The 12468-nt window shown below is 68.5% G+C and carries 11 protein-coding genes; 10 read left to right on the top strand and 1 reads right to left on the bottom strand.

All coding sequences use genetic code 11. The features are described from left to right. Positions 1–123: 123 nt before the first annotated feature. The 3 genes from AB0P41_RS02605 to clpX all read left to right on the top strand — a co-directional run bounded on the left by AB0P41_RS02605 (position 124) and on the right by clpX (position 2935). A complete protein-coding gene (locus AB0P41_RS02605; RefSeq protein ID WP_031091967.1) occupies positions 124–729 on the top strand; it encodes an ATP-dependent Clp protease proteolytic subunit in 606 nt (201 codons plus the stop codon). Positions 730–796: 67 nt separating this feature from the next. Beyond that, entirely contained in the window at positions 797–1480 is a 684-nt protein-coding gene (locus tag AB0P41_RS02600; protein ID WP_356715532.1) for an ATP-dependent Clp protease proteolytic subunit, read from the top strand. A 156-nt stretch (positions 1481–1636) separates the two neighbouring features. Continuing rightward, a complete protein-coding gene (gene clpX / locus AB0P41_RS02595; protein ID WP_103516222.1) occupies positions 1637–2935 on the top strand; it encodes an ATP-dependent Clp protease ATP-binding subunit ClpX in 1299 nt (432 codons plus the stop codon). A 72-nt stretch (positions 2936–3007) separates the two neighbouring features. On the opposite strand, the gene AB0P41_RS02590 is transcribed toward clpX, so the two are convergent. Continuing rightward, positions 3008–4018 carry a hypothetical protein gene (locus tag AB0P41_RS02590; RefSeq protein ID WP_365929589.1) on the bottom strand — a complete coding sequence of 337 codons (1011 nt, stop codon included), beginning with the start codon at positions 4016–4018 and terminating at the stop codon, positions 3008–3010. Between the two features lie 137 nt (positions 4019–4155). Between AB0P41_RS02590 and AB0P41_RS02585 the strand changes: the two genes are divergently transcribed. The 7 genes from AB0P41_RS02585 to mreD all read left to right on the top strand — a co-directional run bounded on the left by AB0P41_RS02585 (position 4156) and on the right by mreD (position 12453). Continuing rightward, positions 4156–6774 carry a valine--tRNA ligase gene (locus AB0P41_RS02585; protein ID WP_365929587.1) on the top strand — a complete coding sequence of 873 codons (2619 nt, stop codon included), beginning with the start codon at positions 4156–4158 and terminating at the stop codon, positions 6772–6774. Positions 6775–6898: 124 nt separating this feature from the next. Continuing rightward, on the top strand, positions 6899–8422 hold the full coding sequence (locus tag AB0P41_RS02580) for a folylpolyglutamate synthase/dihydrofolate synthase family protein (protein WP_356715526.1): 1524 nt from the start codon (positions 6899–6901) through the stop codon (positions 8420–8422). A 3-nt stretch (positions 8423–8425) separates the two neighbouring features. Then, positions 8426–8788 (top strand): DUF4233 domain-containing protein, encoded by a 363-nt coding sequence (locus AB0P41_RS02575; protein ID WP_365929585.1) that lies wholly within the window; start codon positions 8426–8428, stop codon positions 8786–8788. Positions 8789–8897: 109 nt separating this feature from the next. Beyond that, positions 8898–9311: a nucleoside-diphosphate kinase gene (gene ndk, locus AB0P41_RS02570; RefSeq protein ID WP_014156293.1), complete on the top strand. Its 414-nt coding sequence runs from the start codon at positions 8898–8900 to the stop codon at positions 9309–9311. A 293-nt stretch (positions 9312–9604) separates the two neighbouring features. Continuing rightward, entirely contained in the window at positions 9605–10624 is a 1020-nt protein-coding gene (locus tag AB0P41_RS02565) for a rod shape-determining protein (RefSeq protein ID WP_031091955.1), read from the top strand. A 97-nt stretch (positions 10625–10721) separates the two neighbouring features. Beyond that, entirely contained in the window at positions 10722–11780 is a 1059-nt protein-coding gene (gene mreC / locus AB0P41_RS02560) for a rod shape-determining protein MreC (RefSeq protein WP_365929583.1), read from the top strand. A gap of 10 nt (positions 11781–11790) precedes the next feature. Next, a complete protein-coding gene (gene mreD, locus AB0P41_RS02555; RefSeq protein WP_356715519.1) occupies positions 11791–12453 on the top strand; it encodes a rod shape-determining protein MreD in 663 nt (220 codons plus the stop codon). Positions 12454–12468 lie beyond the last annotated feature (15 nt).

Genomic DNA, 12468 nt, shown 5'->3' with positions numbered 1-12468 from the left:
TGTCCCACCTGCGCGTTAGGGTCCATGAAGAGGAAGGGTCGGGTAGTCCCGGCCCACCCGGTACGAAGACGCTGAGACGGCCGGAGCCGTCAGAGACGAGCAGGTGGATACGTGACGAATCTGATGCCCTACGCCGCCGGAGAGCCGTCCCTCGGTGGAGGCCTCGGTGACCAGGTCTACAGCCGACTGCTCGGCGAGCGCATCATCTTCCTCGGTCAGCAGGTCGACGATGACATCGCCAACAAGATCACCGCACAGCTTCTGCTCCTTGCCGCGGAACCCGACAAGGACATCTACCTCTACATCAACAGCCCCGGCGGTTCGGTGACGGCCGGCATGGCGGTCTACGACACCATGCAGTACATCCCGAACGACGTGGTCACCATCGGTATGGGCATGGCGGCCTCCATGGGCCAGTTCCTCCTCACCGGCGGCACGGCGGGCAAGCGCTTCGCGCTCCCGAACACCGACATCCTCATGCACCAGGGTTCGGCCGGCATCGGCGGTACGGCCTCGGACATCAAGATCCAGGCGCAGTACCTGCTCCGTACGAAGACGCGGATGGCCGAGATCACCGCGCACCACTCCGGTCAGACCGTGGAGACGATCATCCGCGACGGCGACCGCGACCGCTGGTACACCGCCGAGGAGGCCAAGGACTACGGCCTCATCGACGAGATCATCTCGGTCGCGTCGGGCATCCCGGGCGGCGGCGGCACCGGCGCCTGATCCGGGCGTGCACCACCCCGCACCCTCTCGTACGCCGAGACCTCCAGCCCACAGAAACGCCACCAGGATGGTGAACACCCACATGAACAACTTCTCCGGCGCCTCCGCGAGCGGCCTCTACACCGGCCCGCAGGTGGACAACCGCTACGTCGTCCCGCGCTTCGTGGAGCGCACCTCGCAGGGTGTGCGTGAGTACGACCCGTACGCGAAGCTCTTCGAGGAGCGCGTGATCTTCCTCGGTGTGCAGATCGACGACGCCTCGGCCAACGACGTCATGGCGCAGCTGCTGTGCCTGGAGTCGATGGACCCGGACCGCGACATCTCGATCTACATCAACAGCCCCGGCGGCTCGTTCACCGCGCTCACCGCGATCTACGACACGATGCAGTTCGTGAAGCCGGACATCCAGACGGTCTGCATGGGCCAGGCGGCCTCCGCCGCCGCCGTCCTGCTGGCGGCGGGCACCCCGGGCAAGCGCATGGCGCTCCCGCACGCCCGTGTGCTGATCCACCAGCCGTCCTCGCAGACCGGCCGTGAGCAGCTCTCCGACCTGGAAATCGCGGCCAACGAGATCCTGCGTATGCGCACCCAGCTCGAGGAGATGCTGGCGAAGCACTCCACCACCCCGCTGGAGAAGATCAGCGAGGACATCGAGCGCGACAAGATCCTTACCGCTGACGACGCACTCGCGTACGGTCTGGTGGACCAGATTGTCTCCACCCGTAAGACCACCGCAGGCGCGGCCGTCTGACGTCGGTCTTTCCCCTTGGCACATTCCGTTCGCACGGCCACGGCCGTGTGAACCGTGCCAAGGGGGGCCCGAACGGGGGGCCAGGCAAGGTACCGTCGGATAGAGGCACCAGGAGCCGCTGAACCAGGCTGCTCCCAGGCGAAGGGGAAGCACCTCGTGGCACGCATCGGTGATGGCGGCGACCTGCTCAAGTGCTCGTTCTGCGGAAAGAGCCAGAAGCAGGTGAAGAAGCTCATCGCGGGACCCGGTGTGTACATCTGCGACGAGTGCATCGATCTCTGCAACGAGATCATCGAGGAGGAGCTCGCCGAGACCTCCGAGGTGCGGTGGGAGGAGCTCCCCAAGCCGCGCGAGATCTACGAGTTCCTCGAGGGGTACGTCGTCGGGCAGGAGCCCGCGAAGAAGGCCCTCTCGGTCGCTGTGTACAACCACTACAAGCGGGTCCAGGCCGGGGAGAACGGCGGCGGCGCGAATCGTGACGACGCGATCGAGCTCGCCAAGTCCAACATCCTGCTGCTGGGCCCCACGGGCTCGGGCAAGACGCTCCTCGCGCAGACGCTGGCCCGCATGCTCAACGTCCCGTTCGCCATCGCGGACGCGACGGCGCTGACGGAGGCCGGCTATGTCGGCGAGGACGTCGAGAACATCCTGCTGAAGCTGATCCAGGCCGCTGACTACGACGTCAAGAAGGCCGAGACCGGCATCATCTACATCGACGAGATCGACAAGGTCGCCCGCAAGAGCGAGAACCCGTCGATCACGCGCGACGTATCCGGCGAGGGCGTCCAGCAGGCCCTGCTGAAGATCCTGGAGGGCACCACCGCCTCCGTGCCGCCGCAGGGCGGACGGAAGCACCCGCACCAGGAGTTCATCCAGATCGACACGACGAACGTCCTGTTCATCGTGGGCGGCGCCTTCTCCGGCCTTGAGAAGATCATCGAGTCGCGGGCCGGCGCCAAGGGCATCGGCTTCGGCGCCACGATCCGCTCCAAGCTGGAGATCCAGGCGAGCGACCAGTTCCAGGAGGTCATGCCGGAGGACCTGGTGAAGTTCGGGATGATCCCCGAGTTCATCGGCCGCCTCCCCGTGCTGACCTCGGTCCACAACCTGGACCGCGAGGCACTGCTCCAGATCCTGGTCGAGCCGCGTAACGCGCTGGTGAAGCAGTACCAACGCCTGTTCGAACTCGACGGTGTCGAGCTGGACTTCGAGCGCGAGGCCCTCGAAGCGATCGCCGACCAGGCGATCCTCCGCCAGACGGGCGCACGCGGTCTGCGCGCCATCATGGAAGAGGTCCTCCAGTCCGTGATGTACGAGGTCCCGTCCCGCAAGGACGTGGCCCGCGTGGTCATCACCCCGGACGTCGTCCGCAACAACGTCAACCCGACGCTGGTCCCGCGCGAACCGCGCACGATCGGCAAGAACGACGGCGGCCGCCACGAGAAGTCCGCGTAGCGGCAGCGACAACGACGCGCACGCGAAGGGGCGCCCGGCCGATGGCCGGGCGCCCCTTCGCGCTGTGCGGGATCAGACCTTGGTGCGGGAGGTGCTGTAGAGCTTGGCGGCGAGGGTCGCCACCTCGTCCTGCGACATGGACTTGTTGGTCATGGCCGCGCCGATGTCGACCCCGATGACCGCACCGACGGTGCTGTAGTCGGCCCAGATGCAGACGGGCATGACCATTTCCTTGGGCCCGTTCGCGGCGGTGCCGTCGGCCTCGTCGTTGACGACCTTCATGTCCTGGCACTTCATCAGCGCACCCTCGAAACCGGAGGGCGTGACTTCCTCGGGGCTGCCGACCAGGGAGGTCTTGGCGTCGTCGCTCTCGGCCATACCCATCTTGGCCTGCGTGAACATGCCGTCGAGGGCCTTCGCGGGGTCGCTGACGTCACCCCAGTTGCCGTAGAACATGAGCATCTTGGTCGTGAGCGGGTTCTTCTCGAGATCGCCGCTCTGGTACTGGGCCTCGGCCTTGTGGGGGTCCTTGATGCCCAGCGCTTCTGCCTCGGACTTCTCCTTGCTCGTCGGCGTGTCCGAGGACGACTTGGCGGTGTCCTTCTTCTTGAAGCTGTCCACCGAGGCGGCCGGCGTGAGCTTGTAGCCCTTCGTGGAGTCCGCCACGTCGCCGCTGCCGCCGCCCGACGTCAGGAAGTACACCCCGCCCGCCACGACCGCCAGCGCCACCACGGCCGCGCCGATGATCAGGCCCGTCTTCTTCTTCGGGGCGCCCGGCTGCGGAGGCATGCCCGGGTACGCCTGCTGGCCGCCGTACGGGGGAGTGGGCGGCTGCTGGCCGTACGGGCCCGGCTGCTGGCCCTGCGGGTAGCCGTAGCCCTGCGGGGGCTGCTGCTGCGGCGGGACGCCCTGGGGGGCCTGCTGCGGGTAGCCGTAGCCGGGCTGGCCCTGCGGAGGACCCTGCGGCGGGGGGCCGCCGTACGGGCCGGGCTGCTGCCCGTACGGGCCCGGCTGCTGGCCGTACGGTCCGGGCTGGCCCTGCGGCGGCTGCCCGCCGTACGGGCCCGGCTGGTTGTAGCTCATTGCGCTGTCCCCTCCAGAATGCTTATGCGTTCCGAACATCCTGACGGAAGCGGCGCTCACATAGGGCATCCGGACGTACACCGTTACTGAACAAACCGGTTTCAGTGCACGACTGTGACGCCCCTAAACTGTGTGGCGTGACCGAGAACGCAGCGCAGCAGCCAGCCAGCACCCCCGAACTGCCGACCCAGTACGCGCCGGCCGAGGTAGAGGGGCCGCTGTACGAGCGCTGGGTAGAACGCGGTTACTTCACGGCCGACGCGAAGAGCGACAAGCCCGCGTACACCGTCGTCATCCCCCCGCCGAACGTCACCGGCAGCCTCCACCTGGGCCACGCCTTCGAACACACGCTGATCGACGCCCTCACCCGCCGCAAGCGCATGCAGGGTTACGAGACGCTGTGGCAGCCCGGTATGGACCACGCCGGCATCGCCACCCAGAACGTCGTCGAGCGCGAACTCGCCAAGGACGGCAAGTCCCGCCACGACCTGGGCCGCGAGGCGTTCGTCGAGCGCGTCTGGCAGTGGAAGGAAGAGTCCGGCGGTCAGATCTCCGGCCAGATGCGCCGCCTCGGCGACGGCGTCGCCTGGGACCGCGAGCGCTTCACCATGGACGAGGGCCTGTCCACGGCCGTCCAGACCATCTTCAAGCGGATGTACGACGACGGCCTGATCTACCGCGCCGAGCGCATCATCAACTGGTGCCCGCGCTGTCTGACGGCCATCTCCGACATCGAGGTGGACTACCAGGACGACGACGGCGAGCTCGTCTCCATGAAGTACGGCGACGGTGACGACACCATCGTCGTCGCCACCACCCGCGCGGAGACGATGCTCGGTGACACCGCCGTCGCCGTCCACCCCGACGACGAGCGCTACGCCCGCCTCATCGGCAAGCGGATCAGGCTGCCGCTCACGAACCGCACCATCCCGGTCGTCGCGGACACCCACGTCGACCCCGAGTTCGGCACCGGCGCCGTCAAGGTCACCCCCGCGCACGATCCGAACGACTTCGCCATCGGCCGGCGCCACGACCTGGAGACCATCCAGGTCCTCGACGAGCGCGGCATCATCATGACCCCCGGCCCGTTCCAGGGACTGGACCGCTTCGAGGCCCGGTCCGCGATCGTCGCCGCCCTGCGCGCCGACGGCCGGATCGTCGCCGAGAAGCGCCCGTACGTCCACTCCGTCGGCCACTGCTCCCGCTGCAGGACGACGCTGGAGCCGCGCCTGTCGATGCAGTGGTGGGTCAAGGTCGAGACGCTCGCCAAGGCTGCGGGCGACGCCGTCCGCGACGGCCGCGTCGACATCCACCCCGCCGACCTGACCCCGCGCTACTTCGACTGGGTCGACAACCTCAACGACTGGTGCATCTCGCGCCAGCTGTGGTGGGGCCACCGCATCCCCGTCTGGCACGGGCCGAACGGCGAGATGGTCTGCGTCGGCCCGAACGACGAGGCGCCCACCGGCGAGGGCTGGCACCAGGACACCGACGTCCTCGACACCTGGTTCTCCTCCGGACTGTGGCCGTTCTCCACCATGGGCTGGCCGGAGCAGACCGAGTCGCTGGAGAAGTTCTATCCGAACTCCGTCCTGGTCACCGGCTACGACCTGATGTTCTTCTGGGTCGCCAGGATGATGATGTTCGGCCTGTACGCCATGGGCGACGTCCCGTTCCGCACCATCGCCTTCCACGGCATGGTCCGCGACGAGACCGGCAAGAAGATGTCGAAGTCCAAGGGCAACGTCGTCGACCCGCTGGACTGGATGGACAAGTACGGCTCCGACGCCGTCCGCTTCACCCTGGCCCGCGGTGCCAACCCGGGCGTCGACGTCCCGATCGGCGAGGACTGGGTCCAGGGCTCCCGCAACTTCGCCAACAAGATCTGGAACGCCACCCGCTTCGCGCTGATGAACGGCGCGACGGTCGAGGGCGCACTGCCGGCCCCTGAGCGGATGACCGCCACCGACCGCTGGATCCTCTCCCGGCTCAACACGGTCGTCGCCCAGGTCGACGCGCTCTACGACGACTACCAGTTCGCCAAACTGTCCGACGCCCTTTTCCACTTCGCGTGGGACGAGGTCTTCGACTGGTACGTCGAGCTGTCCAAGACGACGTTCTTCGCCGAGGGCGAGCAGGCCAAGGTCTCCGCGCGCGTCCTGGGCGAGGTCCTCGACGTCACCCTGCGCCTGCTGCACCCGGTCGTCCCCTTCGTCACCGAGACGCTCTGGACGACCCTCACCGGCGGCGAGTCCCTCGTCGTCGCCGACTGGCCGAACGACTCGGGCTTCCGCGACCAGGCGGCCGAGCAGGAGATCGAGACCGTCCAGCAGGTCGTCACCGAGGTCCGCAGGTTCCGCTCCGACCAGGGCCTGCAGCCCGGCCAGAAGGTCCCCGCCACGCTCACCCTGGACTGCACCGCCCTGGCGCCCCACGAGGCCGCCATCCGGCAGCTGCTGCGCCTCCAGCCGGCCGGCGACGGCTTCCACGCCACCGCTTCGCTCCCCGTCGCCGGTGCCACGGTCGCCCTCGACCTCTCCGGCACCATCGACGTGGCCGCCGAGCGCAAGCGCCTCAGCAAGGACCTGGAGGCCGCCAAGAAGGAGATCGTCCAGGCGAACGCCAAGCTCGGCAACGAGGCGTTCCTCGCCAAGGCACCCGACAACGTCGTGGACAAGATCCGTGGCCGGCTGACCAAGGCCGAGGCCGACATCGAGAGGATCACCGCCCAGCTGGCGAATCTGCCGAAGGACTGATGACCTTGGACCGGAGCCCCCGCGCCCCCGACCGACCGGGAGCGCGGGGGCTTCGCCGTGCCCGGGGCCGGGCGCCGCAGCGGGCGCTGCGCGCGATGTCCGTGGCCATCCGTAGACTGGCCCTGTGAGTGAGCCCCGCCCTTCAGACCGGCACGACGCGTCCGACCCCGACGACACCTTCGCGGAGATCGTCGACGAAGAGACCCAGCGCGACCCCGACCTGGCGGTGATCGAGGCCGGGAGCCGGACGCTGCGCACCCAGTCGGGTCCGCCGCAGGGCGAGGCGGTCCCCGACCGCCCCGCCGATCCCGAGACCGACCGGGCGCTGCGCGAGGTGGAGCAGGAGCTCGCCGGACGCTGGGGCGAGACCAAGCTCGAACCCTCGGTGACCCGGATCGCGGCCCTGATGGACGTGCTGGGCGAGCCCCAGCGCGCCTACCCCTCGATCCACATCACGGGGACCAACGGCAAGACCAGCACGGCCCGCATGATCGAGGCCCTGCTGAGCGCCTTCGAGCTCCGCACCGGCCGCTACACCTCCCCGCACGTCCAGTCGATCACCGAGCGCATCAGCCTGGACGGCGCCCCGATCGACGCCGAACGCTTCATCGAGACGTACAACGACATCAAGCCGTACGTCGAGATGGTCGACGCCCAGCAGCCCTACCGGCTCTCGTTCTTCGAGGTGCTCACGGGCATGGCGTACGCGGCCTTCGCCGACGCGCCGGTCGATGTCGCGGTCGTCGAGGTCGGCATGGGCGGCACCTGGGACGCGACGAACGTCATCGACTCCTCGGTCGCCGTCGTCACCCCCATCTCGCTCGACCACACCGACCGCCTCGGCACCACGCCCGCGGAGATCGCGGGTGAGAAGTCCGGCATCGTCAAGCAGGACGCCACGGTGATCCTGGCCCAGCAGCCGGTCGACGCGGCGCAGGTCATGCTGAAGAAGGCCGTCGAGGTCGACGCCACGGTCGCCCGCGAGGGCATGGAATTCGGCATCGTCTCCCGCGAGATCGCGGTCGGCGGCCAGTTGCTGACCCTGCGGGGTCTGGGCGGCGAGTACGACAACATCTTCCTGCCGCTCTACGGTGCGCACCAGGCGCACAACGCCGCGGTGGCGCTCGCCGCCGTCGAGGCGTTCTTCGGCATCGGCGCGGAGCAGGCCCGCAGCCTCGACGTCGAAGCGGTCCGCAAGGCATTCCTCTCGGTGCTCTCGCCGGGTCGCCTCGAGGTCGTCCGGTCCAGTCCCACCGTCGTCCTGGACGCCGCGCACAACCCGGCCGGCGCACTCGCCGCCGCCGAGGGCGTCTCCGAGGCGTTCAGCTTCTCCCGGCTGATCGGGGTCGTGGGCGCCAGCGACGGCAAGGACGCGCGCGGGCTCCTCGAAGCCTTCGAGCCGATCTTCGCCGAGGTCGTCGTCACGCAGAACTCCAGCCCGCGCGCCATGGACGCGGACGCCCTGGCCGCCGTCGCCGTCGAGGTGTTCGGCCACGAGCGCGTCCAGGTGGAGCCGCGTCTGGACGACGCGCTGGAGGCGGCGATCACCCTCGCCGAGGAAGAGGCCGAATACGCGGGCGCCGGAGTCCTGGTGACCGGATCCGTGATCACGGTCGGCGAGGCCCGGCTGCTCCTGGGAAGGCGCTGACCTGTGCGTACGCTCTGTGCATCGACGCTGATCGGTGAATTCTTCGTCATCGGCTTCGCCGGACTCGTGGCGATGAAGTCCGACGACATGTCCATGGGCACGGTGTGGACGGTCTGCGGTATCGGCATGCTGCTGTCCGTCCTGCTCTGCGGTGTGATCACCCGTCCCGGTGGTGTTCAGCTGGGCTGGGCGCTCCAGATCGCGCTGGTGCTGAGCGGTTTCTTCATCCCGATGATGTTCATCCTCGGGGTGATCTTCGGTGCCCTGTGGTGGGCCTCGGTGCACTACGGCCGCAGGATCGACGAGGCGAAGGCGCGCTGGGCGGCCCATGCCGAGGCACAGGAGAGCACGCAGGCTCCGGCCTGACCCCCACGCGGGCCCCGAGCATGACGCAGAGTAAACCCGGTCGTAGGGCCGTTCGCGTGCCCCTGTAATCTCGCCCTCACCCGCACCGGAAGTCCCCAAGGAGCCGTACATGACTCAGCGCACCCTCGTCCTTCTCAAGCCCGACGCCGTCCGGCGTGGGCTGATCGGCGAGATCGTCGGCCGCATCGAACGCAAAGCCGGCTGGACGATCACCGCGCTGGAGCTGCGCACGCTCGACCAGGAGACCCTGGAGCAGCACTACGGCGAGCACAAGGGCCGTCCGTTCTACGAGCCGCTCGTCGAGTTCATGGCCTCCGGCCCCGTCGTCGCTCTGGTGGCCGAAGGCGAGCGGGTGATCGAGGGCGTCCGTGCCCTGGCCGGTCCCACCGACCCGATCGCCGCCGCGCCCGGCTCGATCCGTGGTGACTTCGGCACGATCACCCGGGAGAACCTCATCCACGCCTCGGACTCCGAGGAGTCCGCAGAGCGAGAACTCAAGCTTTTCTTTCCCGGGCTTTCCTGACTTCGGCTCCGCCAAACAGCGCTCATGACCTGGGGCGACCGAAGTAATTCGGTCGCCCTTCGGCATAGGGTCCCGTATCGCGGGAACGCATCCCTCCGACGTAACGTCACCATGGGTGGAACGGGCAGCCGTTCCGCTCGCCATGGCGAAGGACCCTCGCGCTGTGTCCGTGCATACGGCACTACGATGGAAGCTTCCACGCCCGCAGCGCCAACCCTCGCCTACTCAAAACAAGCCATTCTTCGCTTCTTGGGAAGGCCCGACGCATCCTCATGGGGAACAAGGGGAACTCAATGTCGTTCATCGGCCGTGACATGGCTATCGACCTCGGGACTGCCAACACGCTGGTGTACGTCAGGGGGCGCGGCATCGTCCTGAACGAGCCGTCCGTCGTGGCCATCAACACCAACACCGGCGGAATCCTGGCGGTCGGCTCCGAGGCAAAGAAGATGATCGGCCGCACGCCGGGCAACATCGTTGCCGTGCGGCCTTTGAAGGACGGCGTGATCGCCGACTTCGAGATCACGGAGCGCATGCTCCGCTACTTCATCCTCAAGATCCACAAGCGCCGTTACCTGGCCCGCCCGCGGGTCGTCGTCTGTGTGCCCTCCGGCATCACAGGGGTCGAGCGACGCGCCGTCATCGAGGCGTCGACGCAGGCCGGCGCGCGCCAGGTGCACATCATCGAGGAGCCAATGGCCGCGGCCATCGGCTCCGGGCTGCCGGTCCACGAGGCCACCGGCAACATGGTCGTCGACATCGGTGGCGGCACCACCGAGGTCGCGGTGATCTCGCTCGGCGGAATCGTCACTGCCCAGTCCATCCGGGTCGCCGGGGACGAGCTGGACAACGCGATCATCCAGCACATCAAGAAGGAGTACTCCCTCCTCCTCGGTGAGCGCACCGCCGAACAGATCAAGATCACCATCGGCTCGGCCTTCGAGATGGAGAAGGACGAACACACCGAGATCCGCGGACGCGACCTGGTCTCGGGTTTGCCCAAGACCGTCGTCATCTCCGCGACCGAGGTCCGCAAGGCCATCGAGGAACCGGTCAACGCGATCGTCGACGCCGTGAAGACGACGCTCGACAAGTGCCCGCCGGAGCTCTCGGGCGACGTCATGGACCGCGGCATCGTCCTCACCGGCGGCGGCGCGCTGCTGCGCGGGCTCGACGAGCGGCTGCGCCACGAGACGGGCATGCCGATCCACATCGCCGAGGACCCGCTGGACTCCGTGGCTCTCGGATCCGGCAAGTGCGTCGAGGAGTTCGAGGCACTCCAGCAGGTGCTGGACGCCCAGCCCCGACGCTAGAACACGCTGTTCCGCCGTACGGGCACTGCCGTCCCGTACGGCGGAACGTTGGTATACAGGCACGAACATTCCGACGAGGAAGGCACGGCCGCCGCACGTGAGGGACACACGAGAGAGCCGGCTGCTCCTGGTGCTGCTGATCGCCATCGCATTCGCCCTGATCACGGTGGATATCCGCGGTGGCGAGGAGTCGCCGGTGGACGGAGCACGGCAGGCCGCCGCCACGGTCTTCGGTCCGGTCGAGAACGGCGTCTCGGCGGCGGTGGACCCGGTGGGCAACGCCATCGGCGCCGTACGGGACTCCGGTGACCGGCACGACCGGATCGCGGCCCTGGAGCACGAGAACGCCGCGCTGAAGACGAAGCTCGGCAGCGACGACCGCAACACCAGCAAGGTCCGCCAGCTCGACAGCATGCTGAAGACCGCCGGAGCCGGCCAGTACGGCATCAAGGCGGCCCAGGTCATCGCCATAGGAGCGGCCCAGGGCTTCTCCTGGACCATCACCATCGACGCGGGGGCGAACGACGGCCTCAAGCGCGACATGACCGTACTCAACGGCGAAGGGCTCGTCGGCCGGGTCACCACCGTCGGCCCGAACACCGCGACCGTCCTGCTGGCCAACGACCCCGACTTCACCGTCGGCACCCGGATGGAGAAGACCGACGAGCTCGGCTTCGCCACCGGCCAGGGATCCCGCCCGCTGTCGGTCCAGTTCCTCAACGGCAAGGCCGACGTGAAGAAGGGCGACCGGCTGGTCACCTTCGGGTCCAGCAAGGACAAGCCCTTCGTCCCCGGCGTGCCGGTCGGCGAGGTGGTCCGCGTCGACCCGTCCGGCGGAGACCTCACCCGGACCGTCTTCGTCCGCCCGTACGTCGGCTTCACCAAGCTCGACGTCGTGGGCATCGTCGTCCAGGCGCCCCGCGAGGACCCCCGCGACATGGTCCTGCCGGCGCAGCCCAAGAAGCCGGAGAAGCCCAAGCCCACCCCGACCGTCACCGTCACCGTCCAGCCGAACGGCGACCTCGTCGACGGCAGCGGAAAGGTCGTCGGGAACGTCAACGAGAAACCCGACGCCTCCGCCTCCCCGGGCGCCTCCCCGGACGCCTCCGGCGACACCGGCACGGCCGCCGGTGACACGGCGAACGAGCAGGAATAGAGCTGACGTCATGCGCTTGAACAGGATCCTGCTCTCCGTCGCCCTGGTCGTGGTCGCCCTCGTCGTCCAGGTCTCCGTCCTCGCCCGGCTGCAACTGCCCGGGGCCACCCCCGACCTGCTGCTCCTCGTCGTCCTCGGACTCGCCTTCGTGTACGGACCGGTCAGCGGCGCCCTCATCGGCTTCGGCGCGGGCCTCCTGGCGGACCTCGCGCCGCCCGCCGACCACGCCGCGGGGCGCTACGCCCTGGTGCTCTGTGTCATCGGCTACCTCGCCGGAATGGCCCGCCCGGAGAAGGGCCAGCTCAAGTCGGCGTTCGCCCCGATGGCCTTCGTCGTCGCCGCGGCGCTCGGATCGACCCTGCTGTACGCCGGTGTCGGCGCGCTCGTCGGCGACACGGCGGCCCGCCATGTGGGCCTGGGCAGCCTGCTGTTCACCGCCGTGGTGTACGACCTGCTGCTGGCGCCGTTCACCGTTCCGCTGATCATGGCGCTCGCCAGACGCACCGAGAACGACCCGGTCGCCGACAGTTCCGGCAGCGGTGACGTCGCCGCGGGCTGGCTGGCCACCGGCACCGGGCTGCGGATCGGCAGCCAGCGGAACGGGATGCGCCTGCGGGCCGCCCGCAGCCGCGCCGCACGCGCAGGAAGGATCAAGGGGGTCAAGCGACTGTGAGGCTGTCTTCTCCCG

It is taken from the genome of Streptomyces sp. NPDC079167, assembly GCF_040686735.1.
Lineage (GTDB): Bacteria > Actinomycetota > Actinomycetes > Streptomycetales > Streptomycetaceae > Streptomyces.
The sequence above is the reverse complement of the archived record's forward strand: the minus strand, read 5'-3'. Positions and strand labels throughout refer to the sequence as shown.

Excerpts from the sequence above, each read along its gene's own strand:
- AB0P41_RS02605 (WP_031091967.1), top strand. The coding sequence starts at position 124 with ATGCCCTACGCCGCCGGAGAGCCGTCCCTCGGTGGAGGCCTCGGTGAC.
- AB0P41_RS02600 (WP_356715532.1), top strand. The coding sequence starts at position 797 with ATGGTGAACACCCACATGAACAACTTCTCCGGCGCCTCCGCGAGCGGC.
- AB0P41_RS02590 (WP_365929589.1), bottom strand. The coding sequence starts at position 4,018 with ATGAGCTACAACCAGCCGGGCCCGTACGGCGGGCAGCCGCCGCAGGGC.
- ndk (WP_014156293.1), top strand. The coding sequence starts at position 8,898 with ATGACTCAGCGCACCCTCGTCCTTCTCAAGCCCGACGCCGTCCGGCGT.
- AB0P41_RS02565 (WP_031091955.1), top strand. The coding sequence starts at position 9,605 with ATGTCGTTCATCGGCCGTGACATGGCTATCGACCTCGGGACTGCCAAC.
- mreD (WP_356715519.1), top strand. The coding sequence starts at position 11,791 with ATGCGCTTGAACAGGATCCTGCTCTCCGTCGCCCTGGTCGTGGTCGCC.